Origin of the sequence: Furfurilactobacillus rossiae DSM 15814 (assembly GCF_000428925.1) — a bacterium.
In the GTDB taxonomy this organism is placed as follows: Bacteria; Bacillota; Bacilli; order Lactobacillales; family Lactobacillaceae; genus Furfurilactobacillus; species Furfurilactobacillus rossiae.
Genome location: NZ_AUAW01000006.1, coordinates 94,210 through 120,769, shown reverse-complemented (window position 1 = coordinate 120,769; position 26,560 = coordinate 94,210). Strand labels below are relative to the sequence as shown.

General features: G+C 43.0%; 30 protein-coding genes. 2 read left to right on the top strand and 28 right to left on the bottom strand.

Annotated elements, in window-relative coordinates; translation table 11 throughout:
* Window positions 1-7: 7 nt before the first annotated feature.
* From G400_RS0105480 to G400_RS0105350, 26 genes are all read right to left on the bottom strand, one after another.
* Entirely contained in the window at window positions 8-766 is a 759-nt protein-coding gene (locus tag G400_RS0105480; protein ID WP_017262904.1) for a hypothetical protein, read from the bottom strand.
* A 17-nt stretch (window positions 767-783) separates the two neighbouring features.
* On the bottom strand, window positions 784-2,076 hold the full coding sequence (hemL, locus tag G400_RS0105475) for a glutamate-1-semialdehyde 2,1-aminomutase (RefSeq protein ID WP_017262903.1): 1,293 nt from the start codon (window positions 2,074-2,076) through the stop codon (window positions 784-786).
* Window positions 2,077-2,489: 413 nt separating this feature from the next.
* Window positions 2,490-3,455: a porphobilinogen synthase gene (gene hemB, locus G400_RS0105470; RefSeq protein ID WP_017262902.1), complete on the bottom strand. Its 966-nt coding sequence runs from the start codon at window positions 3,453-3,455 to the stop codon at window positions 2,490-2,492.
* A gap of 1 nt (window position 3,456) precedes the next feature.
* On the bottom strand, window positions 3,457-4,386 hold the full coding sequence (hemC, locus tag G400_RS0105465; RefSeq protein ID WP_017262901.1) for a hydroxymethylbilane synthase: 930 nt from the start codon (window positions 4,384-4,386) through the stop codon (window positions 3,457-3,459).
* The gene (gene hemA, locus G400_RS0105460; RefSeq protein WP_017262900.1) at window positions 4,376-5,671 is read right to left on the bottom strand and encodes a glutamyl-tRNA reductase; all 1,296 of its coding nucleotides are present in this window, start codon (window positions 5,669-5,671) and stop codon (window positions 4,376-4,378) included. The genes hemC and hemA overlap by 11 nt, the downstream gene beginning before the upstream one ends.
* 1 nt (window position 5,672) lies before the next feature.
* A complete protein-coding gene (locus G400_RS0105455; RefSeq protein WP_017262899.1) occupies window positions 5,673-6,119 on the bottom strand; it encodes a precorrin-2 dehydrogenase/sirohydrochlorin ferrochelatase family protein in 447 nt (148 codons plus the stop codon).
* Between the two features lie 472 nt (window positions 6,120-6,591).
* The gene (locus G400_RS0105445; protein ID WP_017262897.1) at window positions 6,592-8,091 is read right to left on the bottom strand and encodes a cobyric acid synthase; all 1,500 of its coding nucleotides are present in this window, start codon (window positions 8,089-8,091) and stop codon (window positions 6,592-6,594) included.
* A 33-nt stretch (window positions 8,092-8,124) separates the two neighbouring features.
* Entirely contained in the window at window positions 8,125-8,949 is an 825-nt protein-coding gene (locus tag G400_RS0105440) for an energy-coupling factor ABC transporter ATP-binding protein (protein WP_017262896.1), read from the bottom strand.
* Window positions 8,946-9,638 (bottom strand): CbiQ family ECF transporter T component, encoded by a 693-nt coding sequence (locus G400_RS0105435; RefSeq protein WP_017262895.1) that lies wholly within the window; start codon window positions 9,636-9,638, stop codon window positions 8,946-8,948. Before G400_RS0105435 ends, G400_RS0105440 begins: the two co-directional genes overlap by 4 nt.
* A gap of 11 nt (window positions 9,639-9,649) precedes the next feature.
* Window positions 9,650-9,994 (bottom strand): energy-coupling factor ABC transporter substrate-binding protein, encoded by a 345-nt coding sequence (locus G400_RS0105430; protein WP_017262894.1) that lies wholly within the window; start codon window positions 9,992-9,994, stop codon window positions 9,650-9,652.
* Window positions 9,991-10,695 carry an energy-coupling factor ABC transporter permease gene (locus tag G400_RS0105425; protein WP_152323508.1) on the bottom strand — a complete coding sequence of 235 codons (705 nt, stop codon included), beginning with the start codon at window positions 10,693-10,695 and terminating at the stop codon, window positions 9,991-9,993. The genes G400_RS0105430 and G400_RS0105425 overlap by 4 nt, the downstream gene beginning before the upstream one ends.
* A 56-nt stretch (window positions 10,696-10,751) precedes the next feature.
* Complete coding sequence (cobI, locus tag G400_RS0105420) at window positions 10,752-11,474, bottom strand: precorrin-2 C(20)-methyltransferase (protein WP_017262892.1); 723 nt, start codon at window positions 11,472-11,474, stop codon at window positions 10,752-10,754.
* Window positions 11,467-12,246 (bottom strand): sirohydrochlorin cobaltochelatase, encoded by a 780-nt coding sequence (locus G400_RS0105415; RefSeq protein ID WP_017262891.1) that lies wholly within the window; start codon window positions 12,244-12,246, stop codon window positions 11,467-11,469. Before G400_RS0105415 ends, cobI begins: the two co-directional genes overlap by 8 nt.
* On the bottom strand, window positions 12,239-13,645 hold the full coding sequence (cobA, locus tag G400_RS0105410; RefSeq protein ID WP_017262890.1) for a uroporphyrinogen-III C-methyltransferase: 1,407 nt from the start codon (window positions 13,643-13,645) through the stop codon (window positions 12,239-12,241). Before cobA ends, G400_RS0105415 begins: the two co-directional genes overlap by 8 nt.
* Window positions 13,646-14,398, bottom strand: a complete 753-nt coding sequence (gene cobK / locus G400_RS0105405) for a precorrin-6A reductase (RefSeq protein ID WP_017262889.1) — start codon at window positions 14,396-14,398, stop codon at window positions 13,646-13,648.
* On the bottom strand, window positions 14,395-15,120 hold the full coding sequence (gene cobJ, locus G400_RS0105400) for a precorrin-3B C(17)-methyltransferase (RefSeq protein WP_017262888.1): 726 nt from the start codon (window positions 15,118-15,120) through the stop codon (window positions 14,395-14,397). Before cobJ ends, cobK begins: the two co-directional genes overlap by 4 nt.
* Window positions 15,121-15,129: 9 nt before the next feature.
* Window positions 15,130-16,197, bottom strand: a complete 1,068-nt coding sequence (locus G400_RS0105395) for a cobalt-precorrin 5A hydrolase (protein WP_017262887.1) — start codon at window positions 16,195-16,197, stop codon at window positions 15,130-15,132.
* Window positions 16,184-16,960: a cobalt-precorrin-4 methyltransferase gene (locus tag G400_RS0105390; protein WP_017262886.1), complete on the bottom strand. Its 777-nt coding sequence runs from the start codon at window positions 16,958-16,960 to the stop codon at window positions 16,184-16,186. The genes G400_RS0105395 and G400_RS0105390 overlap by 14 nt, the downstream gene beginning before the upstream one ends.
* A 2-nt stretch (window positions 16,961-16,962) precedes the next feature.
* Window positions 16,963-17,529 (bottom strand): decarboxylating cobalt-precorrin-6B (C(15))-methyltransferase, encoded by a 567-nt coding sequence (locus G400_RS0105385; protein ID WP_017262885.1) that lies wholly within the window; start codon window positions 17,527-17,529, stop codon window positions 16,963-16,965.
* Window positions 17,519-18,121 carry a cobalt-precorrin-7 (C(5))-methyltransferase gene (locus G400_RS0105380; protein ID WP_017262884.1) on the bottom strand — a complete coding sequence of 201 codons (603 nt, stop codon included), beginning with the start codon at window positions 18,119-18,121 and terminating at the stop codon, window positions 17,519-17,521. Before G400_RS0105380 ends, G400_RS0105385 begins: the two co-directional genes overlap by 11 nt.
* Window positions 18,118-19,245 (bottom strand): cobalt-precorrin-5B (C(1))-methyltransferase CbiD, encoded by a 1,128-nt coding sequence (gene cbiD, locus G400_RS0105375; protein ID WP_017262883.1) that lies wholly within the window; start codon window positions 19,243-19,245, stop codon window positions 18,118-18,120. Before cbiD ends, G400_RS0105380 begins: the two co-directional genes overlap by 4 nt.
* Window positions 19,246-19,274: 29 nt before the next feature.
* Complete coding sequence (locus G400_RS0105370; RefSeq protein WP_017262882.1) at window positions 19,275-19,916, bottom strand: cobalt-precorrin-8 methylmutase; 642 nt, start codon at window positions 19,914-19,916, stop codon at window positions 19,275-19,277.
* An 11-nt stretch (window positions 19,917-19,927) separates the two neighbouring features.
* Window positions 19,928-20,887, bottom strand: a complete 960-nt coding sequence (gene cbiB, locus G400_RS0105365; protein ID WP_017262881.1) for an adenosylcobinamide-phosphate synthase CbiB — start codon at window positions 20,885-20,887, stop codon at window positions 19,928-19,930.
* On the bottom strand, window positions 20,877-22,250 hold the full coding sequence (locus tag G400_RS0105360; RefSeq protein WP_017262880.1) for a cobyrinate a,c-diamide synthase: 1,374 nt from the start codon (window positions 22,248-22,250) through the stop codon (window positions 20,877-20,879). The genes cbiB and G400_RS0105360 overlap by 11 nt, the downstream gene beginning before the upstream one ends.
* Complete coding sequence (gene cobD, locus G400_RS0105355) at window positions 22,247-23,341, bottom strand: threonine-phosphate decarboxylase CobD (RefSeq protein WP_017262879.1); 1,095 nt, start codon at window positions 23,339-23,341, stop codon at window positions 22,247-22,249. Before cobD ends, G400_RS0105360 begins: the two co-directional genes overlap by 4 nt.
* Window positions 23,331-23,855, bottom strand: coding sequence for an ECF transporter S component (locus G400_RS0105350; RefSeq protein ID WP_026017235.1), 525 nt, complete (start codon window positions 23,853-23,855; stop codon window positions 23,331-23,333). The genes cobD and G400_RS0105350 overlap by 11 nt, the downstream gene beginning before the upstream one ends.
* 332 nt (window positions 23,856-24,187) lie before the next feature.
* Here G400_RS0105350 and G400_RS0105345 point away from each other — a divergent pair, with 332 nt between their 5' ends.
* A complete protein-coding gene (locus G400_RS0105345; RefSeq protein WP_017262877.1) occupies window positions 24,188-24,757 on the top strand; it encodes a cob(I)yrinic acid a,c-diamide adenosyltransferase in 570 nt (189 codons plus the stop codon).
* 5 nt (window positions 24,758-24,762) lie between these two features.
* Window positions 24,763-25,368, top strand: a complete 606-nt coding sequence (locus G400_RS14560; protein ID WP_017262876.1) for a histidine phosphatase family protein — start codon at window positions 24,763-24,765, stop codon at window positions 25,366-25,368.
* 39 nt (window positions 25,369-25,407) lie between these two features.
* On the opposite strand, the gene G400_RS0105335 is transcribed toward G400_RS14560, so the two are convergent.
* Window positions 25,408-25,854: a flavodoxin gene (locus G400_RS0105335; protein WP_017262875.1), complete on the bottom strand. Its 447-nt coding sequence runs from the start codon at window positions 25,852-25,854 to the stop codon at window positions 25,408-25,410.
* A gap of 250 nt (window positions 25,855-26,104) precedes the next feature.
* Window positions 26,105-26,560: a helix-turn-helix domain-containing protein gene (locus G400_RS0105330; protein WP_017262874.1), complete on the bottom strand. Its 456-nt coding sequence runs from the start codon at window positions 26,558-26,560 to the stop codon at window positions 26,105-26,107.

Genomic DNA, 26,560 nt, shown 5'->3' with positions numbered 1-26,560 from the left:
CTACTGCCTACTTCCTTAGAATTGCGATCTTTTTTATCGACTTAAATGCATGATCACTACTAATTAATTGATCAAAAACACTCTGCTGATCAACTGTCACACCAATTAGTGCTACTGTTGACGGCCCCGCTGTTCGATGCATTTCATCCGATTCGAAATCAACAAGCGGTGCTGTCAAGGCACACTGGTTTGTACGTGCCATTTCTGATAATTCATACAGAATTCCTTTTGAACCCACGGGTAATATATCCTGCACCATTGGCAATTGACGCAAATGCCTAATAACGCCATAGCCAAACACGTCATCATTGTGCGTTTTTAGCGTTTCACCCGAATACGGTCTGCCTAATTGATAAACAATCAAGTCTGTCGAACTTGCTAAACCAATTAAAGATGACGACGGCGCCATGGCAATAACCGTGACCCCAATCGAAGTCGTTACGGTAACCATATTTTCTTCAGTGCTACCGTTAATAGGTAAATTGGGATAACCCGCTTTAATCAGCTCTGCCTTAATCCCAGCAATCATATTATGACCGGTTGGTTGCATTTCGTTTCCTACCGTATCAATAACTGCCAGTGGTGACGCACCGATACAAAGTGTTTCAAGCAATGGTACCCGTAAAGAATAAGCAGCCATAGTTGCCGTTGCTAGGCTCACCATGTCTGCTTTTTTCTCGCCAATGGCGGCACTGCTATCACACGCAATAACCAGCGTTTGGGTCTCACTTATTGGTAACAGCGTAAGATCGCGAAATTGTCGCATCACTGTCATCTCCACTACTACGCCTTGAGCGTCTTTGTCAAAGCGTCATCAAATGCAGCAATGGTTGTGTCGATATCTTCATCAGTATGTTTGACAGACAAGAAGTTTGTCTCATATTGGGAAGGTGCCGTGTAAATACCATTTTGAAGCAACTGCTTAAAGAACTTCGCAAAGAACTTCACGTCGCTCTTTTGAACATCATCAAAATTATTGACTGGTCCTTCGTTAAAGAAGTAGCTCCACATTGTCCCAACATGATGAACGACCAATGGCACCTTGTGTGCATCAGCACTCCTCTTGAACCCTTCTAACATATGTGTCACTTTGGCGTCCATTGCCGTGTACATTTCTTCATTAAGTTGCGACAGTGTTGCAATTCCTGCTGTCATTGCCAGCGGATTACCTGACAATGTACCGGCATGATAAACTTTACCAGCTGGTGTGATATCAGACATGATGTCCTTACGGCCGCCAAACACACCAACTGGTAGCCCACCACCGACAACCTTACCTAACGTCGTCAGGTCTGGTGTAATTCCTGTCAACCCTTGTACACCATGTAGACCAGCTCGGAATCCTGTCATAACCTCATCAAAAATCAACAATGAACCATGTGCTTTAGTGATGTCGCGCAAGGCTGTTAGAAACTCTTTGGTACCTGGAATAACACCCATGTTACCAGCTACTGGTTCAACAATGACACAGGCGATTTCATCACCCTGCTCAGCAAACAATTTTTTAATTGCGGCTGTGTCATTATAAGCAACAGTTAATGTGTCATAGGCCAATGGATCTGGTACACCAGGCGATGTGTTAATACCAAACGTGGCCATGCCAGAACCTGCATCAACTAACAGTGAGTCACTGTGCCCATGATAGTTCCCAATAAACTTCACAATCTTATCGCGCCCAGTCCAGCCACGTGCTAAACGAATGGCACTCATTGTCGCTTCAGTCCCAGACGAAACCATCCGCATCATTTCCATGGATGGAACCAGCTTTTGGACCATTTCAGCCAACGTCGTTTCCAGCGGGGTTGGTGCGCCATAACTAGTGCCTTTTTCAACTGCTTTTTGTAAAGCCGACACAACGTTATCTTCTGCATGGCCTAAAATAAGTGGTCCCCAGGATAGAACATAATCGATGTATTTATTACCATCGATATCATAAATATGGTCGCCTTTTGCGTGATCGATAAATAATGGGTCCCCACCAACGTTTTTAAACGCACGAACCGGACTGTTTACACCACCGGGCATGATTTTTGAGGCTTCAACAAACGCGGCCTTTGATTTTGTATAATCTTTCATACTGTCACTCCTACCATTCAATTTATTTAACTAAAAAACATCTGACAGTGCCGTTGTAACTGTGATCAACATTCAATCTAATCATTAACCGTTACGCCGACCAGCAACGCCATTCCATGGGGACCGTTTCAGCCCGCTTAAAACCGCGGTCTTCAAACTCGACTTTGAACCCAAAGTACAGGTTTCAAAGCTCGTCCCACAGTACTAAATGGCTAAGCCCCTGCCATTAAGTACTGTCGACACGGAACTCTGTTGCCGGTCGACTCCACTTACCTATAAAGTGATTGGAAACGGTCGGTACTTGTCAGTAGAGCATTAATAGTTTTTGCTAGCGTAATATTAGTTAGCCTGTGCTTTGCATGTAACTACTATGTGAGCTGAAGGGCGGCATTCAATTTTGACAACCGCAAGCACTATAGTTTTGCAGCAACATCCTTAGCAAAGTAAGTAATGATTAAGTCGGCACCGGCACGTTTCATGCCAACCAAAATTTCATTCACGATTTTATCTTCATCGATCCAGCCATTTGCTGCTGCGGCCTTAACCATGGCGTATTCACCGGAAACATTGTAAGCAACCAGTGGCAAGATGGTGTGATCACGAACCTCACGCATAACATCCAAAAATGCCATTGACGGCTTTACCATGACGAAATCTGCGCCTTCTTTTTCGTCACTTTCAACTTCACGTAAGGCATCTAAGCGGTTAGCTGGGTCCATTTGATAAGTCTTACGATCACCAAAGGCAGGCGCGCTATCAGCGGCCTCACGGAATGGACCGTAAAATGATGAAGCGTATTTAACAGCGTATGACATGATTGGCGTATTCTTGTAGCCGGCGTTATCTAAGCCTTCACGAATTGCCGCAACATAACCATCCATGGCGTTTGATGGTGCAATAATGTCAGCACCGGCCTCGACCTGGCTGACCGCCGTTTTAGTAATGTACTCAAGTGACTCGTCATTCAATACGACACCATCTTTGACAATGCCACAATGTCCAGTAGACGTATATTCACACAAACAAGTATCTGCGATGACAATTAAATCTGGATAACTTTTCTTAATGAGTCGGGTTGCCTCTTGGACAATGCCATCATGTTCCCAAGCACCGGTACCAACTTCATCCTTATGGTCTGGCAAACCAAATAAAATGATGGCTTTAATGCCCAAGTCCACAATAGATTTGATTTCTGTCATGATTGTGTCCAAGCCAAAGTGATAAACGCCTGGCATTGATGAAATTTCAGTTTTCCCTTTTAATCCAGCTTCAATAAATACTGGCATGATGAGGTCATCTTTTTGAATGTGGGACTCACGAACCAAATCCCGCATTGCTGCGCTACTTCTTAAACGACGGTGCCGATCAAATTTTTGCATATTAATTTTCTTCTCCCTGTCCAAATGTATTTTCTAATGCGCCTTCACTAATCAGCTTCTTAGCTGATGTGTAACCTAAACGATCCGTTAAGTCCCCGTCACGTTTATCTTCAAATACATGAACGCCATCAACGGATGTGATCATGCCCTTGAAGTGAAATTGATCCCCTGACTGAGTAGCAAAACCACCAATTGGATTAGTGCAATCCCCACCGACTGTGCGCAGAAAATCACGCTCAATCGTGACGCAATCGTTCGTTTCCTGATCATTAATAGCTGCAATGATTTCTTGAGTGTCAGTATCCTCACGACGACACTCAATCGCCATTGCACCCTGACCAACAGCAGGTAACATCACGTCGGCCAAACTCAACCGATACAAATCACCCAAATCCAACTTGAGTCGATTTAAACCAGCCTCAGCAATCACAATCGCGTCAATATCGTCATCGTGAACTCGATTAACTCGCGTTTCGACGTTTCCACGCAAGGTTACGGGTTTTAAATCCGGACGTAGATGGAGTAACTGCCCCATTCGCCGACTACTACCAGTGCCGACTCGGGCCCCCTGCGGCAAATCATCTAATGACTTCATGGGTGTGCTTGTAATCAAACAATCATATGGCGACTCACGCGGAGGGATGCAACCAATCATTAATTGTTCAGGCAAACGTGGCATAACGTCTTTCAAACTGTGCACAGCAAAATCTATATCACCGTTTAACAGTTCATATTCCAGCTCTTTGACAAACACGCCCTTGCCACCAATTTTTTCCAAACTGCTGGTTCGATCAACGTCGCCTTGCGTCGTGACTTCCTTAATACTGAAGTTAATTTCTGGCCAACGGTCCGATAACGCATCCTTCACTATATTTGATTGAATCATGGCTAAACGACTTTTTCGACTACCAATAATGACATTACTTTTCATGAGTCATCTGCTCCCGTTGTTGATATGCCCGGTCGAAACCAAAGATACGACAGAAGAAATCGAGGTGTTCTGCGGCGTCCGGTTCACTGGATGAATCTTTTATTTGAACAATTGGTCCTTTAATCATTTGATTCACAATGCTTTTCATGTGCTTGCTGATAACCTTACGTTCATGTGAATCTAATTGCGGTAATTTGCGCATCAAACTATTATAAGTATTGCTCTCAATTTCTAATGAGGATTCGCGTAGTTCACGAATAATTGGAACTACCGGCAATGATCGTTGCCAATCGTCAAACTCTGCAACCGCTGCTGGAACTTCTGCAGCCATTTGATCAATCATGTGGTGCTTAGCCAACTGATTATCATCCAGAATATCGGACAAATCATCGATATTGTCGTAACAACTCAATTTGGCGACAGCCTCTGTATCAACATTCTGAGGCACGCCAAGATCAATTACGATACCATCGCTAACTACATCCGAAGTGGTTAACATTTTTCCGCTAATAATCGGCATCGTTGCGCCAACAGCGGTTACAATCGCATCTGCACGATTAACTTCGTCGGTCATTTGTGACCAATCTGAGGCTCGCACGACGCCACCAATTTCATCAGCCAATGCATCCGCAGTCTCTTTGGTTCGATTCATTAAAATAATCTGTCCGAATCCCATTGTACTGGCGTTACGGGCTACTTGAGCGCCAATCATGCCAGTTCCAATAATCAGTAATCGCTGACCACTCAACTGTCCAAAATGCTGTTTGATCTGATGCAATCCTGCCTGGCTAGTCGATTTAGATAACTCGCTTACACGATATTTAGTATGCATACGCTTGGCAAAAGTCGTGGCCTCTTTAAATAGTTCGTTAAAGATTAACCCAGTCGTCTGTGCCTTTTGAGCAATCGCAAAAGCCTGTTTCATTTGGCCTAAAATTTGTGGCTCGCCAACAATCATGGAATCTAGACCAGTCGTAACCCGCATCAAATGCGTGACTGTATCAGTTTCGCTACCTGTATCCACTAATTCATCAATACGGGCCATATCAACATGGAACCAGTTGGCCAAAAAGCGACGCAAATAATAACGACCAGTATGTAATTGATCCACAACTGCATAAAGTTCGGTTCGATTGCATGTTGATAAAATAACATTTTCCAAAATGCTTTTTTCTTGATTCAACATAACATCCGCATCAGCCAACTCATCCTTGTTAAATACAAATTGACTTCGCTCTTCAATCGGCAAATCGTGGTAATTCAAGCTAGCGTGCATTAAATACATTTCATTCTGCCTCCTTTCCAATCCAATCCTGCAATTGCTTTTTTAAACGTTTAGCCTTCGAAGGTGATTGTCCAAACGTAGAAATACCAATCAAGACCTTTTTGGTTCTTACTTGTGCAACGTTGAAGAAATCAGAAGTGCGATGATTGCTAACATCATTCACCCACTGAGTTTGACCAGCTGATCGCCAAATCTGGTGGTTCAAATTTTCATCATCGGTCGCAGCAAAGATGATGGTCTCGCCCCTCAAATCGGCTGCTTCATAATTTCGTTGATACCAGGTGATTTTAGTTGTATCAATCTGATCAACCAACTTTGGCGCAATCACGGTCACAATAGCGCCGGCTGTTAACAGCCCATTTATTTTACGAGCAGCAATTTTGCCACCGCCAACGACTAAAACGTGACGATCAGTCAAGTTCAGCAAAATCGGATATCCCGCATCCATCACGTCACATCTCCTTCGGTTCATTAGTTTTCACAAATATTTGAGGTTGCCGTTCCGCCGAACTGAAACGCCGTTCATGGGGTCGCTTCAGCCTGCTTAAAATCGCAGTCTTTCACTCGATTATGATCCGCAGCCCACGTCTCATAACTCGTCCCACATTACTAAATGGGCAAAACCTCCCCACTAAGTAATGTTGACATAGGCTCTGCTTCTGTTCAGCTTCACTACTTTAGTAACGTAATCCGACATTGTTGAAAGCTGGATGCTATGCCAGCTGGAGGGCGTCGACATTGAAGCCGAGCAGTGAAAGTGGTGTTGATCAGGCGGGTTTGAGCCTGATTTACAGCACGGACGGTCGTCAAGACGTGGTTTCCGGCTTGGCGGCGAGATGAAAGACTGTGGTTTTCAGGCTTGAACCGGTCCCACGGCGAGCGCTTCAATGTTGACAACCGTAAGCGACGGTCACCCAACTTTAATCAGTGGCATCGAGAATCTTGTCGATGGCGGTCATATCAATGTTTTTTTCAAAGAGATCGGCCAGTTTTTCGTACTGATCGTCCTTGTATTTGGCAAATGACAAGTTGCTCTTGATTAATGGCCTCATACCATTTGCAATTCGTAGTTCGTCCAGCACATGACGTGTCCAAACTGTGTTGTCAAAAATACCATGCAAATACGTGCCCCAAACGTTGCCATCACGACTGATTGCACCATCTGGGTGGGATAACTCGCCATCACTACTCTTGGTAATGGTTAGTAATGGTCGTGCGTCCCTGCCGCGTTTCGTTTGACCCATGTGGATTTCATAACCATGAAGATCATATTGGCCTGCCCTGGCAGACGATTGCACAGTTGTCTTAACATCGTGAAAAGTAGTCACGGTATCCAGCAACCCTAGACCATCCTGTTCTTCAATCTCCGATTCAATATGTTCTGGATCCAGAAGCTTCCTACCAAGGATTTGGTAGCCCCCACATATGCCAACAATTTCTGTTCCTTGGTTATGTGCTCGTTGAATGGCTTCCGGAAAATCATCTTCACGTAATAGCTTTAAATCTTCATTCGTATTCTTACTACCGGGAATAATCAGTAAATCGGGCACACCCAGTTCGGTTACCCGGTTGACGTAGCGAACGGAGACATCTGGTTGTAATGACAAACTGTGAAAATCAGTAAAGTTAGATATCTTACCGAGACTCAATACAGCAATATCAATATCTTTGCTAGCATCAAATACTTTTGACTTGTTGACTAAATCAACACTGTCTTCTTCGTCTAGATCTGCATCACTCATTGGGAGAACACCAATAACAGGTACGCCGGTCAACTTTTCAATCATTTTATTACCAGATTCCAACAACGTTTTGTCTCCTCGGAATTTGTTAATAATGATGCCTTTGATCCGTTGTTGATCTTCTTTAGGTAATAGCTTAATGGTGCCGTAAATCGAAGCAAACACGCCGCCTTTATCAATATCGGCCACTAAAATAACCGGTGCATCGGCAATTCTGGCCATTCCCATATTGACAATGTCATTTTCATTCAAATTGATTTCAGCTGGACTACCAGCACCTTCCATCACCACAACATCGTTTTCGTTAGCCAGTTCGTCGTAAACCTGACTCAGCCGATTCTTGAGTTGTGGTTTGAACGCTTGGTAAGTTACCGCGTCCAAATCGCCATAAACCTTGCCCATGATAATAACTTGAGAATCTTTATCAGTAGAGGGTTTAAGCAAAATTGGATTCATTCGAACATCAGGTTCACGTTTGGCAGCCTCAGCTTGAAAAACCTGTGCCCGGCCCATTTCGTACCCACGTTTGGTAATGAACGAATTAAGCGCCATATTCTGAGATTTAAACGGGACGACCTTTAACCCACGTTTTTCTAGAACTCGACACAAGGCCGCCGCTACCCAGCTTTTGCCTGCATCGGAAGCTGTTCCCTGAAACATAATCGCTTTAGCAGTCATTGTTCCTGTTCCTTCCATCTTTACTTCATAAAACTATTGTATGGCGGACAACGTGTGAATTAATTGCTCATCTTCGAACATGGCATCAGCGTGCTCATACAGTGGCAAACCCAGCCGCTGGTGAAGTTTCATCAGCCATGGCTGTTCTAGTGAGCATTCAGACAATAATTTATCATCCGCAAAGGCAGTCTTTTTGTCGCCCTGCTTCACGATATTGCCATGCTGCAGTAGGTAAAAATAGTCACCAATTTCATACATGAAATCCATGTCATGACTAGAAATTAATATCTTTTGTCCGTTAGCTGCTAACCCCTTGATTAAGGTAATCATTCGCTGTTTACCATCGGGGTCCAATCCAGCTGTTGGTTCGTCGAGTAGCAACCATTCTGACTTCAGCACCAAAATGCCAGCAATCGCCACCCGCTTCTTTTGACCACCAGATAGATACTGAATGGGTCGATCCTTTAAATGCTCAATATCTAGTTGCTTTAGCACTTTACGAACCCGTGCGACAACTTCATCTTGTGGTAGTTTCAAATTATGTAAGGCAAAGGCGATATCGTCTTTGACAATGGAATAGAACAACTGTTGTTCTGAATCCTGAAATACGATACACACTTTTTGTCGTAAGTGCGTCAAACTCTTTTTGTCATACTTAAGCGGTTGTCCGTCTAAAAGAATTCGTCCACTTGTGGGTTTTAAGATGCCCACTAAGTTTAAAAACATTGTCGATTTTCCTGATCCATTTTGGCCGATCAGTCCAATTACATTCTGTCCAGGTTTGCCTAATGTTAATGAAACGTCCTTTAAAACCTGATGATCATCGTACGCAAAATCAACGTCTTGTAATTCAATCATATTTTGTTCTCCTGTACGGCAAACTCACCTTGAAAAATTTTTGCATCCAGTGCGTACGTCATTTTTTGATAATTGATAATGACTTGTTCAAACAGCATTTTTCCTAAAATAGCCGCCGAATGAACCGATAAACCGAGACTGGCATAACCAAACCGTAATTCCTGTGCGCGATAAATTTGTTCAAATGAATCGACAAAGATAAAGATAAACCGGTACATGAGCAACGTTTCTTCAATTAGTAAAGAAGGAAAATGAAGATGTTTGAATAACAAGATGATTTGTTGAAATGGCGTTGTTAACGCAAACCAATACGTACACACAATCGCTGTAATAATCCGGAATGACAACTCTAATGTCATTGGCATCATCGATTTGGCAAGCCCAAAATAGTTGCCAAATAAATGAATTGCACCATACACATTCTTCGGAGACGGTGACATCGTAAACGCAATCCCAATAATGCTGAGTGCAACAAATGGAATCACCGCATAGAACCATTTCAAATATTGATGAAGGGTTACATGAACAACGTGCAATGTATAAATAACCGCGATGGGTAAAAAAACAATTTTTAATAACAGAATCGGCTGAAACGCAATAATCATGCCGACTAACCATAGCAGGCCTTTAACACTAGGTGACCAAGAGGCAATTTCGTTGTTATAAGCGTACTTATCGATTGTGAGCATTTAGTTTTGCCTCACTTTTCCTTTGTTTCCTGCGATGCATCATCGTTATCTTTTTTCTCACGAGCTACCCGTTTGCCATGAGCATTACCAATCACATATGCAATAATGCCTGTACCAAGACTCCCTTGAACGGTAAACAAGAGACTCTCGATTTCTGCTGACGGTGGCGTCCAAAGTGGGTGCGCCCATGGTTTGTAACTCGGATCAAATTTCTTTATTTGTTCTGTCCCCTGATCATCACTACCGGCAAATGAACCACCCTTGGCAACGATGAATGGCGTAATGGTCAAAACAATAACCAGAATCAGCAAAATGACATTTTGTTTGGTTCGTGACTTATTTTTCTTGTCGCTCATGATAAGGCACTCTCCTTCCACAGATCATTATTCAAGATCAGGTTGTAAATAATGACTGTCAATAAACCTTCAGCAATTGCCAATGGAATTTGTGTAACTGCGTAAATGCTCAAAAACTTAAGCACGGCACCGCCAACACCGCCATTTGGATCAGGGTAAACAATCCCTAATTGAAATGAGGTTGTGACGTAAGTCGACCAGTCGGCAAACATGGCACATAAAAACAAGGAAACAGAACGGTTAACATTCAGTTTCCGGCATAATTTCCAAACCAAGAAACCAATGATTGGTCCCACGATAGTCATGGAAAATTCGTTGGCACCAAGTGTTGTTAAGCCACCATGCGCTAATAACAACGCCTGAAATAAGAGCACAATCACACCGAGCACGGCAAGAACACCAGGGCCAAACATAACCGTTCCTAAACCGACACCGGTTGGATGTGAACAAGAACCCGTTACTGAAGGCAACTTAAGTGAGGAAAGCACGAACACAAAGGCCCCACACAATGCCAACATAACCTTGGCGTTTTGTTGACTTGAAGTAACGATTTTACGCATCCGATACAATCCATAAAAGAAGAACGGTGCGCTAACCGCAAACCAGAAAATACACCACTTTGGCGGTAACATACCTTCCATAATGTGCATGGCATGGGCATCAATCGGACTACCAAATGTAAAGTACAAGGTAAATAGCATTGCAACGGCAGCAATCTTGTAACGATCGCCCTTCGTCAAATGCTTTAAATAATTCCTCATGATAACTGAACCCCCTTTTTAATTAATAATGTTGCAAAGTATGGCAATTCCTCTGTTCCGGACATCTCGTCCAGTCGTTGCTGCTGTTGTTTCCCCATTGAAATATCGCTGACAACGATGGCATGATCTAATAAATTCTGTTGCTCCAAGTAGGCATAAATTTCACTGAATTTAACCTTGATTTTCATAATGATCAGGTTGTCATTTGCATCAATTTCATGAGCAATTTTTGTGATGCTATCGGTCGCTGACAGAATGCATAATGATTCATCATCAATCATCAACGGATAACCAAGTGTGGCAGCCAACTGTGAATAAGATGCAATTCCAGCTAATAGTTGAATTGGGGCTTTACCACGAATTGACTCAACAATGTAACTAACCGTGCTGTAGATTGCTGGATCCCCGAGTGTTAACATTCCAACATTCTTGCCATTGGCGATATCTACAAGCATTTCTTGCGCAATATCACCGAGTGCTTGTGCACGTTTGGCCTTATCATTAGTCATCGGAAAGTGGCGTTCTTTCATGTCGATGCCCATCGGCAAATACGGCTGCGCAATTGTTTCTGCCAGACTCGCTTGGCCTTTGTGGGCGGTCGGCGTATACAAGACGTCCAATCGTTTTAACGACTTGACGACCTTGACGGTTAATAAATCGCTATCACCGGGGCCAACGCCAATTCCCCAAAACATCCCCTGTGTTATTTTTTTATTCATGTTGCGCCTCCACTGCTTGTTTTGCGTGTTCAGTGAACAACGTTAAAATTGCCGGTACATTGGCCAAACTGCTGAACTCAGGTTCCACTTTGAAACCGGCCGCAGTTAGTCGCGACGTCCATGACTTTGGCGAGTCCGATGTCATGTCATGGTGAACATGATTACCAGAAACCATCATGAACGGTCGAACAACAACACTTTGAACATCTCGCCGCTTAAGTTCGGCAATCATTGTGTCGATGCCTGGATAACTTTCAACCGCGCCCATATAGACATTTGTTCCCATCAACATATGATCTAGGCAAGCATATGTCGTGAAGGCATGATCGCCAGTACCATGGCCCATGAAGACGACCGCTTTTCCGTCATCATCCGTACCAACCGTCTTTAACCAGCCAACGATTGTTTGAAAATCATCAAAGCTCGTTAGCAGTGGCTTACCAACACTGACGTGTTCGAACTTGCGATTAAACGGTGCCAGTTGATCACATAAACGGTGGTATTCAATTCCTGGAATAATATGCAGAGACTGTACGATCAAATCGTTAAATCCACCATCTAAAATGTGCTGTAAAGCGGCTGGTACGTCATCCAACATCACCCCTTCGTTTGCCTTTACACGCCGTCGAACAATTACTGAAGTATAGGCGTGAAACAGGGTCGCCTCAGGAAAGGCTGATGCAAATGCAGTATCAGCCGAGTCATCTGTTTCATGACGCGACTCAGGGTATGTAGTGCCGAAACTAACCAATAAAACTGCTGTTTTAGTCATTTTTAATCACTTTCTTTACGTGAGGTACCATTTGAGCCAGGTTGCCAACATTCGTGACGGATTGAAATCCGTTATCACTTAAAAAGGTCGCTAACTTGTCGCCCAATGTAAATACAGGCACTGTTTGGATCTGTTTTAATTGATCAGGCTCGAGTCCGTGTACCAGTGCAAGACACGCTCTTTTACTAGTTACTACAACGGCGTCAAATGTATCTGGAGATGAAATTGACTGCTGCTTAAATATATCCGTGTACGTCATTAACTGACGATCAACGTTTGAGTCATCAAACGACATCGTTGACAAGTCATTTTGCTCCCCAACAACCCAGTCCGTGGCGTTCAAGTTTGCTAAATCAATCACATGATCGACGAGCACACCACGTTGTTGTAACCGCTCCTTGATGAGATTATTAGTGGCCAATAATTGCCAACCGCTCAGTGCTCGTTGATCCAAGCCAACCTGCATCATCTGTTGTTGCAAATACTCAAAAGCGCGTAAATTTGTAATGACCAGCCGACCAGACTGATTAAAATCTGGAAGATCAACGTCGTGTGACTGCTGATCACCTAGATTGAAGAAATCGATGCTGGCACCCGCATCCGCTAACAAGTCATGCGTCCGTGTGTGCGTTGAAAATGGCATCAGAATGTGTTTTCGTTCTAAAGCGCGATGACTGCTTAACTGTTGCGACAGGTTAACCACCCCGCCAATTACAATTAATGCGGGGGAGCTAATGTGTTGACGTTTAACAATCGCTTCAATATCCGACAATGTTCCAATCCCAGTGTTTTGCCGCCACTGAGTTGCCCATTGAATAATGGCTACTGGTGTAGTGGCTGTCTTTCCACGTTTAAGCAGTTCGGTCACAATGGTATGTAGCTCGGCCACACCCATAAGGAAAACTAAGGTTCCTTCCATCTGCGCGATGCTGTCCCAATTTAAGGGCTGCGACCCTGTCTGATGCGCAGTCAGAATATGAAAACTTGAGGCATAATCCCGATGTGTAATTGGAATTCCCGCAGCGGCCAATCCAGTAATTGCACTCGTTAATCCTGGGACAACCTCGAATTCAACGTTATGCTCGCGCAAATACTGACCTTCTTCACCACCACGCCCAAACACAAATGGATCACCCGCCTTCAAGCGAACGACCTTTTTGCCGGCCTCTGCTTGAACACGCATTAAATCATTAATTTCATCTTGGCTGATGTGCTTTTGATAGGGTTTCTTACCCACATAAAGAAAATCAGCATTGGCTGGTGCATAAGATAACAAATCGGGATTAACCAAATGATCGTAAATGACCACGTCAGCATGTTCGAGACGACGTTTTCCTAGTAGTGTCAGTAGTTCGATATTTCCAGGACCGGCACCCAGCAACGTTACAAAACCACTCATTTAGTTCACCTTCTCGATAAATTCATTTAATCCCGCCAATGTCTTAGCAACGTTTGGATAGTGCAGTTGTGGCCGGTCAATGACCAGACAGGGTATATCAAGATCTTGCGCTGCAAATATCTTTTCATTAATCCCGCCTCGCTCACCGCTATCCTTCGTGACAACAAAGGCAGCTTGGGCCTTACTAAATAGTTCAACATTAAGTTTGCGAGAGAACGGACCCTCAATTGCGTCAATTTGATTGGGCTTATATCCACCCTCTGATAATTTTGTTAACACTGTGGCCGTCGGTAGAACACGCACATGAACACAGTCCAAACCGAGAACACTTCCATATTCAACTGCCGTTTTACTCCCAGTTGACAGATACACCTTACCCTCGTGCTGTAACAAATAGTCTGTCACTTCCGATTGCGTCTGAAAGTGAATCACATTTGGTTCATTTAATACTTCGTTTTGCCGTTCAAAGCGAACATAAGTCGTACCCACAGTTTGGCAGGCGGTCATCGCTGTTTTGGACACAATCTGTGCAAACGGATGTGAAGCGTCAATCACCAATTTGATGTGGCGCATCTGCAAAAAATCGATTAATGTCGTTTCAGTAAACTTCGTCTGGAGGACATGTTCAGCATGTGCTGTGGCAAGCGTATGACCATAATCTGTCGTAACTGAGAGCACAAATGCCTGATGGTCACTAGTTAACGCATCTGCAATCTCCAAGCTTTCCGAAGTTCCACCAATCAATAAAATCATAGTGTGTAACCTCTTGGCGTCACCATCCGACCATCGTCAACGAACGTATTCTTGTTGCCCACAATAACGATGGTAGTCATGTTAATGTCTTCTTCGTCCAAGTCCTTAATCGTGGTAATCTTTTCGATTTCTTTCGGACGAGCAACATCCTTGCCATAACCAACAATCGTGTCTGGAGACTTGTACTTTAAAATGATGTCTAGGGCTTCTCGAAGGTTATTTGGCCGACCCTTACTACGTGGATTGTAGAGACAGATAACAAAATCTGCTTTGGCTGCTGCGTCTACCCGTTTTGTAATGACTTCCCAAGGGGTCATTAGGTTACTCAGACTAATGTGACAAAAATCGTTCATTAATGGTGCACCCAATTGTGCCGCTGCTGCGATACTTGCAGTGACACCTGGAACAACATGAACTTCTAGTTGCTGCTTTTTGTGCGCCAACATTTCCATAACCAGTCCCGCCATGCCATAGATGCCAGCATCCCCACTGGAAATCAACGCCACATCCTGATTGTCGCTAGCTAACTCGATGGCCTTTTCACAACGCTCCATTTCACCGCGCATACCAGTCGAAACAATCTGTTTACCATCCAACATGTCTTTAACCAACCGCATATAAGTGGCATAGCCGACGATGATGGGACATTTCTCGATGACATCAATCGCTTCCTGCGTCATCTTGCTCTTGTCCCCTGGTCCTAAACCGACGATATATAACATATGTAACCCTCAACTTTCCTTTATTGTTAAACGACTAAGCGCAAACGTTATTTCATCGGCACTAAACCGATCACCGATAACACGGTTGCCACTCGCTAATTCAGAAGACGATTCAGCTACATTGCCGACACCAACCGTTTTTTTAACAAACGCTGATTGTGGATAGTGAATTGCCGTTTTTGATAATTCGCGAGCAGAGTAAAACTGAGGCTGTTTGCCCACAATTTTTCCCAAATAATGAACCGCTGTTTCATGTGCTTTAACATCAATCGATGCAATCCGATCAACGGACTGCCATGCCAACTGACGCTCTTCACAAAACTGACTAAATGCCGCTTGCATCATGCCAACGGTGACATCCTTACGACAACCAACACCGAGCACGTTTATTTTTGGAATCAACTGAATGCAATCGGCTTGTTTATCAAAATGTGTTCGATCAGAAATGACCACTAACGGCACTTTTTCGTTACGGTCAGCCACTTGCTTTAAACGTCTAAATCCTTTTAAAGACACTGACGGAATAACTAAATTCGGTTCAATGTACAGTTCAACCGGTTCATGAGCAGCTAGGCGACCATTAATTCGTTTGGTCGTTGTTTTAAACTCGGCATACCAGCCGTGATAAATTCTGGCTAACACATCCAGTGCCTGAACGCCTTCTGTATCAGTTGCAGTTGTGATAACAGGATCACTGCCTAACTGATCTGCTACTTTGGCTGTCCATTGATTGGCCCCGCCCATATGACCGGATAATAGACTGATGACATGGTGTGCCTGCTCGTCAACGACCAGCACCGCTGGGTCAGTCAATTTGTCTTGGAGCACCTTGCTTACACTACGGACAACAATGCCAGTCGCCATAACACAGACGAGACAGTCAAAGTGATCAAATACATCTGTAAACGTGGTCCCAAATTGTCCTCGACCAAAACACTTCTCGTTAGTCTCATCAGGCAGTAAATATTTTTCTGGTACAAAGACGGTGACATCACCAGCAGCAAGTTTCCCAATTCGACGTGCTAGTTTTGTACCAGTCTCCGTCAGTGCAAAAACTGCAAACCTAGTGCTTGTCATCAGTGGTCTGCTTCTTTCGATACATGTGACTGAAGTTAGCATCGTAAAGGTGTGAATAGTTGTATTGATCCCCTAAAAATTCACCAACCATAATGAGTGCCGTACGACGAATGCCTGCTTGATGAACCTTTTCGGCGATATCGGCCAACGTTCCTGTTACATGCCTTTCGTCTGGCCAAGTTGCCTTATAAATTACGGTAGCTGGCGTTGTTTCAGAATAGCCACCTTCTCGCAATTCTTTGACAACCTTCTGAATACCCTGAACGGACAAGAAGATAACCATTGACGTTTGATGTTGGGCCAGTGATTTTAATGACTCTTTGTCAGGTACTGGTGTCCGACCAGCCATCCGCGTGATAATGACGCTTTGGGCAACTTCTGGAACGGTATATTCCACACCCAAAGAAGAGGCAGCACCAAGGAATGAACTGACGCCAGGAATGCATTCATACTCAATGTTCAGCTTTTTTAATTCTTCAATCTGTTCACGAATCGAACCATAAATTGAAAAATCACCGGTTTGCAAACGAACCACGGATTTGTTGTCATTTACAGCTGCTGCCATGGCATCGATAATGTCCTGCAACGTCATCGACGCACTGTCGAATTTTTCAGCAGAATCTTTACAGTAATCTAGGAGATCCAAATTAACTAACGAACCGGCATAAATAACCACATCAGCCGCTGCTAAACGTCTGTATCCCTTTAACGTAATAAGGTCTTTATCACCAGGTCCTGCACCTACAAAACTTACAATTGCCATAATTAATTAACTTCCTTTCGTGTTGCGCTCAAAATAAATGTTGGATTGTTCATTTTAAAGAAATGACCCTTCCCTAGACCATGCCAATTACCAACCGTAATGTTCGTAAAATCAATATTGCCCATATCTAAGGATTCACAGGTCTTAACAGCTTCTAATGCGTTTTCAAGCAAAATGAAGTTCATGACGACCTGACCACCTGGTTTTAAATGATCCTGCGCAAACTGAATGATTGTTGAAAGCTCAGAACCACTGCCACCAATAAAAATGGCATCATATTGCTGGTCGGGAATATCGGACGGGGCCTCACCCGTGATCAAATCAATATTGTGTAACCCAAAGTGATCAATATTTTGCTGCATGATATCAATAGCTGCCGGTGTATGCTCAATTGACGTGACATGAGTTAACGGCTGCGTTTTAGCAACCTGAATGCTGATACTGCCGGTACCCGCACCCACGTCCAAGAATTGTTGCCCATCTTTAAGCCCTAATCGGTCAATGCTAATGGCTCGCACTTCTTGTTTAGTCATTGGCACTTTAGTTCGAATAAATTCGCTATCCTTCACGTTTAATCACCACCACATTTAATTGATAGTCCTGATCTGGAACCGATGACTCTGTATATCGTCCTATCTTTTCGTCCGGATAACTCAGTCGTTCACCAACGAAAATAGTGCGATGCTCTCCTCGCTGTTTACATTCCTGAGCAATCTCAAACGGTCCAATCCGTTTGTCCGTAACCATGCCCACCGTGTCATGCTCAAGGATAAAATCAAAGTCTGGTACTCGACCATGACTACTGGTCAAGTAGACATCATTCATCGATAGCTTCAACTGATGAAAAAAATATTGAATCGAACTGATTCCCGGAATAATCGTCACGTCATCAGGTCCGAACCTTTTTACAACCCAGTTACCAATGCCATATAGTAATGGATCACCAGAAGCCAGCAACACAACACGACTTTGTTCATGTTCACGGATAAACTCTTCCAATTGCGCCAGTGGTGGTAACTTAACCGCTTTACTTTCAGGCACGTTCATTGTTTGCAACTGGCGATCAGCGCCAACCACATAATCAGCGCGTTTTAACTCCTTGGTTGCTCCGGCCAGGATCAAACGGTCATCACCGGGCCCGATTCCCAGCACAACAATCATCGCCACACCTTCTCAATCTCATCTAGGGGTTCTGTTGAGGCTAAGTAACCGGTCATCTTAGAGAAAATCACGGCATCAACAACTGTTTTTTGCTCACCGCGATTAAGTAATTTTTCACAACGGCCTTTAATTTTATCGACCAACACTTGATAAACCTGCTGATACCCCGCTTTATTGACGAGTTCAATCATCGAAATGGTTGTTAAACAGTCGTACACCTGTTTGAGTAAATCGGTTGGTGCACCAAGTAGTGCCAGATTGGCAACCATGATTTCAGCACGGGCGTCTGCATCCTTGCTGTGTGTGGAGAAGATTCCCCCAGCAACTTTGATCATCTTGCCAAGATCGCCAACAATCAAAACGTGTTTAAACCCTAATCGTTGCGTTTCCTTTAATACATACCCAACAAAGTTACTCATTTGCACTTGTTGTTTATTGCTGATCTTTAGGGTTTGCGTCAAAAAGTCTTCCCCATAGTCACCTGGTGTGAGAATGATGCGCTCATCCCCACGCTGCCGATGAATGTTCATTTCAATCGAAATAGAATGCTTCCAGCTTTCCTCTGACATCGGGGTCACTATGCCACTGGTTCCCAAAATTGATATGCCACCGACAATCCCTAATTTGGGGTTGTAGGTCAACTTGGCCACCCGTTCCCCTTCTGGCGCGAAAATGACAATATCTGCGCCATGGTCCTCACCTAATGTTTCCCGAACACTCTTTTTGATCATCTTGCGCGGCGTTGGATTAATTGCTGGCATTCCAGGATCATTAGCCAAGCCTTTTTCAGTAACTCGTCCAATCCCCTTGCCGCCATCTAAAGTAATCTGATTATCATCACGTAATGTAACCTTGGCGTAGATCAGCATGCCATCTGTTGCATCTTGGTCATCACCACCATCCTTTGTAATTGCAACGGTGGCCGTTTTTTTATCAAATTCACAGCTTTCAACTTCAAATGTTGCTTTTTGACCGTTAGCAGCCAGCACTGTAATGACTGTTTGTGCTTCCTGTTGCAAGATGCTTTTTGTCGCTGCCACGGCCGCGGCTGTAGCAGTTGTTCCAGTGGTGAATCCTTTTCGTAATCGTTTACCGTTGTAATAAACGTAGTCGTCTTCACTCATTTTTTTACCTCACCTGTTCTTTATTTCAGTTACAGCTGATATAAAATCGCATTGGTCAATGCTGCCGCCAAGTTACTGCCACCTTTACGACCTTCTGCGACAATGGCTGGCAACGTGCTTTCCTCCAATGCCGCTTTACTTTCGGCCGCCTCAACAAAACCAACTGGCACTCCAATGACCGCCTCTGGATCAAGTCTTCTTTCACGAACCATTTCCAAAATTTTGTAAAGTGCCGTGGGCGCATTACCAATAACAAACAGCTTTTCGGTTTGTACCTTGGCGGCCAGCTCAATTGCGGCCATCGACCGGGTAATCTTTTGATCGGATGCTAGTTTAAAGGTTTCATCATCAGCAATATAGCAATGATAATGAACGCCCAACTGATCCAATTTACGTTTGTTGATACCTGCCAGCGCCATTGTTGTATCGGTAAAAATGGTGCCCTGATGTGTCAAGACGTGCTGAATTTTAGCGATAACATCATGTGTGAATTTCAAAGTATGTAAATAATCAAAATCAGCGGTGGTATGAATTGCGCGTTTGATAATGGCCTCTTCCACCTCATTATTGAAATGGTAATTTGGATCAATCTTGTCAATTTCATCCTGAATCATGACAAAACTTTTATCCGTTATTTTATTTGGAATTGTGATGTACTTTTCCTGTTTCATTAGTTTTCTCCTTACCAAAGTGTTTGAATCAATACTCGGCAACCAGCCATTATGCCTAATGCAAGCACGGACGATAGATAGAGCAAGTATATTGTCCGGTTAATGTCCGCCACCTCAACTGGCCGAGAATTACGACTACCGATATAAGGCTTTTGAACGACCTGACCGAAATATAAATGGGGACCACCTAAGCGAATATTTAACGCACCGGCCACAACAGCCTCTGAAAACCCGCTATTAGGACTCAAGTGATTTTCACGATCCCGCTCGCCAATGCCCATTGCTTCTCTTAAATGAAAACGTAAGAGACCTGTTGCGATAATAAGTAATAGCCACGTTAATCGCGCTGGAGCCCAGTTAAAAATATCGTCGAGCTTCGCAGAAAACCAACCAATGTCGGCATACTTTTCATTTTTATAGCCAACCATTGAATCTAAGGTGTTCACTGCCTTATAAGTCAGCCCCAAAACCGGTCCACCGATAAAAAGAAATAGTAACGGCGCAACGACACCATCACTCGTGTTTTCGGCAATCGTTTCAACCGTTGCCTTAATCACACCCGCTTTATCCAGTTGATCCGTGTCACGACCGACAATCATGGCAACCTGTCCACGCGCTTTGACTAATTGTTGTTGCCGTAAACTCTTCGCAATTTTGCGACCTTCATGTGCCAGTCCCTTAACGGACAAACATGTGTAAGTTAAGTACGTACCAATAATGAATTGCAGCCATGGAACAAACGATGTGGCCCACATGATCAGGCCACTGACCAGTGCGGTAGAACCAACGACAATCACCCAAAGCAATACGCCTAACCAACGCCTTTTCAGATGGTCAAACTTTGGTCGATTAAATCTGCTTTCCAGAAACGCGATAAGATGTCCCATGATTTTAACAGGATGTGGCCAGGTTGGTGGATCGCCAATCAGTAAATCTAATACATAGGCAATGAGAATCATCTCAATCAGCATGAATAGCTGCCTCCCATTGCGTTACTAACCGGTTAAACAGGGTTTTGTTTTGATAAAAGTGAATATGCAAATAACTGGCAAATGTATTGCGAACTTGAAAGCCTCCTGTCCATTCCGAAACGACTTGTTGGTCTCTAACTTTTGTCATTTTTAAAACCGGCTTAAGTTGATCTTCATCATTAACCGTGAATACTGAATGATGGAATTCGTGACCAACGACGGTCCCATTTACCGCGGCTAACTGATTAGTCTTTAAGGACTCAGCGTAGCAATAGCCAAACCGTTTCAGCCGTGACGTCATCTCGCTGTTGCCATCTAAAACGCCAACCATGTCATAGTTTTTCTCGCCAACCATTAAGTGCTGCCCCAAATACATGAGGCCACCACACTCGGCATAGATGGGCTTGCCTGCCAAAGAAAATTGCCGCACGTCTTTTAACATTGATTGATTTTTGGACAGTTGCTCAGCAAACTCTTCAGGGTAACCTCCGCCAAAATAAAGAACATCTACATCCGGTAAATGAGCATCCTTGATTGGGCTAAATGGCACCAACCTAATGCCGCTTTGTTTGAGCAACGAGAGATTGTCCGCATAGTAAAAATTAAAGGCATCGTCTTTGGCAATCCCAACGGTTAACGAACTGGTCTTTGGTGTAACGGGTGATTCAATAACTCGCTGATCATCTCGAGCCAAGTGCTCAATGAGCGATATGTCCACATGTGCTTTCATCTCCTCCGCTACTTTATTAATCTTTTGATCGACTTGCATAACTTCATCATCAGGCACTAGTCCTAACTGACGCGACGGTAATGAAACAGCGGCATTGTGCGGTAAATAACCTAAAACAGGAATCTTTACATATCGGTCGATGGCTGCCTTTACTAGCTCATAATGACTTACCCCCATCACGTTATTCACAATGACACCACAGATATTCACCTTTGGATCAAAATCTAGATATCCCTTAACTAAAGCTGCAGCAGATGTTGAAATGCCGTGCGCATCGATAACCAAAACAACAGGCAAGTTCATCTTTTTAGCAATGCTGGAGGTTGAAAAGGCGTCTTTATCTGATCCTAAGCCGTCATATAATCCCATTACCCCCTCAACAATTCCAAAATCAACGTCCTGAGTATTTTCTGTAAATAAATAATTCAGCGTGGGATCATCCGGCGTTAGAAAGCTATCAATATTCCGTGACGGTCGACCAGTAATACGCGTATGAAATTTTGTATCTACATAATCTGGTCCAATTTTATAGGCCTGAACCTGATGAGTTTCACTCAAAACTTTCAACAAACCAAGCGTGATAGTTGTTTTTCCTGAACCGCTAGTTGTACCTGCAATTAAGAGCTTTTTCATATTTTGACTCCTTCTCCTAGAACGCTTTGTAATGCTTCTAGCAAGACCTCATTATCATCATGTCCTTTAACAGCAACTCGGTAATAATGCTCGTCAAGTCCGGGATAGTTGGCGCAACTTCGGATTACGATGTGCTTGTGCAGTAAGTGTGTCCTCAACTGTTTATCCTCAGACCAGAAGAACAAAAAGTTGGCAGCGCTCGGAAAAACGTTTATTTCTGGAAATTTTGCTAAACCATTGAATAAATATTTACGTTCCTTTATCAACCACTTTTTGGTTTTAATCTGAAATTCAGTCTGCGCGTACATTTGTTCACCTAATGTCTGTGCATAAGTATTAACTGACCACGTCAACGCTACTTGATGTAGTCGATCTAAAAGATATTCATTTTTGGTGATTCCAAATCCTAAACGTAACCCTGGCATTGCATAAAACTTAGTTGCAGAGCGAATCACAAACACAAATTGATCGTTCCTTAAGGAACTAATCACACTTAAACGTTCATCAAAGGTAAATGACATAAAAGCTTCGTCAACAATCAACCAAATATGATTTTTAGTGCAAAAATTAATCAATGGTTTCAATTCGTCCGGCGACAAACGTTGCCCTGTGGGATTATTAGGATTTCCCAAACAAATTGCCTGGCACTGATCCAAGTGACGACTCACCCAATCAATCAACATAGGAATAGACAGCCTAAAACCATTATTTTGTTCTGTTATGTATGAATAAACCGTTGCCCCAATACTTTGAAACGCTTTTGCATACTCATTGAATGCTGGCTCAATCACCACGACATGATGCACTGCCGTTGCTAAAGCCACATCTCTCAAGATTTCCATTGCCCCGTTGCCAACGACAACGTTATGACTGCGAACAACAAAGTGATCCGCAATCGCAGCCCTTAATTTTGGATAGTCCGGATTGGGATAGATTGTTGTCTTAGGCGTTGCCTGAGCTAGCAAAAGCTTAAATGCTGTTGGCATCCCTAAAGGATTAATGTTGGCGCTAAAATCAATTAAACTTTCCGGCTCGATTTTTAATTGACGGGCAATTTTGTCTATATTGCCACCGTGTTCATCAATGCTCATTATGCTGTCGCTCCTGTAATAAGAATGCTTGCTTTTGACGATTAGGAATCGCCATGTACACCACTTCGGTGAGTGCTAAATTAGCAATTGTCGCCACAGTGAGTGGAATAAAAAGTGCAAATACTGTTTTCCCAATTAATGGGTATAGCCAAGGAAATTCCTCTGGAACATCAATAACGTACGCAACAAGATCAGCAATCAATATGACAATCAACTGAGTACTGCCCCAACGGCGACGAATCGCACCGAATACAAACATGCAAAACGCCATGTTCAATCCAATTACAAGGTGCACTGGGATGGTGAGTGGAAAACCGGATAATGCTGCTGATACCATGTGTCCAAAAAATCCTAAGAAGGCGCCAAACCATGGGCCAAGCAAAATTGTACCGAGAAATGCTGGAGCAGAATCCAGTGCAATTGATCCCATAATTTTTAAATTTGCCCCAACTACGCAAAGTGCCAACAACAACGCAGCTAACATCGACTTTCTCAACATTGTCGATCTGTCCATAGTGTTTCCTGTCTCCCCTTCGTTTTTAAGTAAGCGCTTTCTACATTTTTATAAAAAAAGGTCATACAATTTCGTGATTTCATTCACTAATAAGTGTGACCTTCAATAACGTGAATAACTAAATCTACCCAACAGCAAAAGTATAGAAAATAGCGTCATGCCTGACAACGATAAGAATTAGTGGTGATTGTGGATATTTTGTTATCAAACTTGAGACTGTGATTTTATTGCAGACTTTATTTTGAAATCACTATTTACTGTTCAATCGTTGTACATTGTGCTTAGATACTTGTTTTTGTCTTTCAAATTCGAAGAAAGTGAAGTGAGTAACAATGAAAATCTACACAAAAACGGGTGACCATGGTCAGACACGTATTATTGGGAAACAAATCGTTAATAAAGATGATGCTCGAGTAAATGCATACGGCACTGTTGACGAGCTAAACTCTTGGGTGGGCTATATTATTTCAACCCTGTCATCAAAAACAACCGTCCTGACTGAAGAGTTGACTGAAATTCAACAACTTCTTTTTGATGCAGGTACTGATTTAGCAACACCTAAAGATGACGAACGCCACCATTTTATTTTTGAACATGAAGGTAAAGCAACTGCCTTTCTTGAGCAGAAAATCGACTCTTATACTGAAAAAGTTCCAGCAGTAAAAAAATTTATTTTGCCCGGAGGTTCTCAAACTGCAGCACAGCTTCATGTCGCTCGCACAGTTACACGACGTGCTGAACGTTTAATTGTGTCACTCCAGTCACAAAATCCGATTAATCAGGATGTGTTAGTCTTCATTAATCGCCTGTCAGATTATTTCTTTGCTGCCGCACGATATGCTAATATGCTGGATGGTCAAACAGATGTTTTATACCGGAACAGCAAACCTGTCTTTAAATAAAAGCTATGACGACACTTTACTTAATTAGACATGGAGAAACTGACGCTAATAAACAATTGATTTTACAAGGCAACGTTGAAACTAACTTAACTGAATTAAACGATTACGGCAGAAAATTAACGACGTCGGCCGCAGCCAGGTTTTCAACATTAAGTTTTGCTCAGTGTCTCGTTAGCCCTTTGAAACGTGCTCAGGAGACTGCCCATCTTTTGCTTGACCATAGCGATTGCCCCATTAAAGTCGATAATCGTTTAGCCGAAATTAATTATGGTATTTGGAATGGTCAGTCAATTCCTGAGTTAATGAAGAAATACCCACAATATTGGCGGAGGACGACCAGTGACGTTTGCGGTCACTATGAACAAGTTTCAAATGGAGAACCTATCGATAATGTAGATCAACGTGTGGCAGCGTTTCTCAACTCACTGCACGATATTTATGGTAATCAGTGCATTGCAATCGTGACGCACGGTTATATTATTCAAACCATTTTGAGAGTGCTCCAATACCCACACATTCAAACCATTAAAAATCTTCAAACGATAGAGATTCAACTTAATTCACAGTTTTTACTCAGCTCAAAAAACACAGTTACCACATTAGAAATTTGATGTGGTAACTGTGTTTTATCTTGGAATGCAACATCTCATTTATCGGCCAGCCATAGCCACAAGCTCTTTTGCAAATACTTGCAGATTTTCGACATCTTCTTCGTACGGTTCTAAATCAATCTTGATACTCTTGGTTCCTTGAGTGGCACCTGATTTAACAAATGCCTTTTCAAACTCATCAACAGCTTTATTGAAATCATCACCATAGAAAACATCGCCTGAGCCTGCCACTCCGAACACTTTGCCCTTCAAATCAGCCTCTTGAAGCTCGTCAAAGAAATCCATCCCTTCCTCTGGCAACGCACCCTCATCATATGTATAAGCACAGACAACGCAAATATCAACATCTTTAAAAGCTGCCACGTCCGTTTGAGAAATTTCTGTTTCAACAACATCGACTTTGAGCCTGCGCAAAGCATCCACAACGATATTTGCAACCTCTTCATTGTTGCCAGTAATTGTCGCATACACCACTAAGGCTTTCATTTTGAATCCTCCAACTACTTATTTTTGTTCATCGTACTACATGGCTCTCCTTTAGTTTCAACTCTTATATTGATGAGACGTTAAAGTCACAGTTATTCATAATAAAATCATAGCCACAATATTTAAAAACTATTTTTTTAGAAACGATTGGTCGTATCAAAAAAGAAGTGAGTTCCAAAAAGTTGAATAAAATTCAATCCATGGAGTTCACTCCTCTTCAAAGCCAATCATTAATCTTTATATTTCTAAATTAACTTATTTTGCGGGCACCAATTTCCATCTGCACATCTAATGCAACTAATATTCCCGATAAGGTACCAACGTCTGGAATTTGCTGAATGTTCTCGATCTTTGCAATTTGACTTTGACTGAGATTAACTTTCTGTCCCAGTTCTGCCTGGGTCCATCCCTTTGCCAAACGTTCGTGGAGAATTTTAAACGCTGCACAGACATTGATTGGCAAATCCAAGGCTTCTGCCACATTTTCACCATTTGCCGCTGCAACAATCATTTTAGCGTCATCGTCAATCGTGTCCTTATGATCTAGATGTTTGGCAATCAACGCTGCCTCTCTAATATCCATGTGCTCATAGTAGAGATCATCGAGTTTTTTTGAAACACGACTGTACGCTGTAGAACTAGGCAGTGATTTTTCAAATTCTTGCCGAAGTTCTTTTATTTCGTCTCGAACTTGGTCTACTTTCAT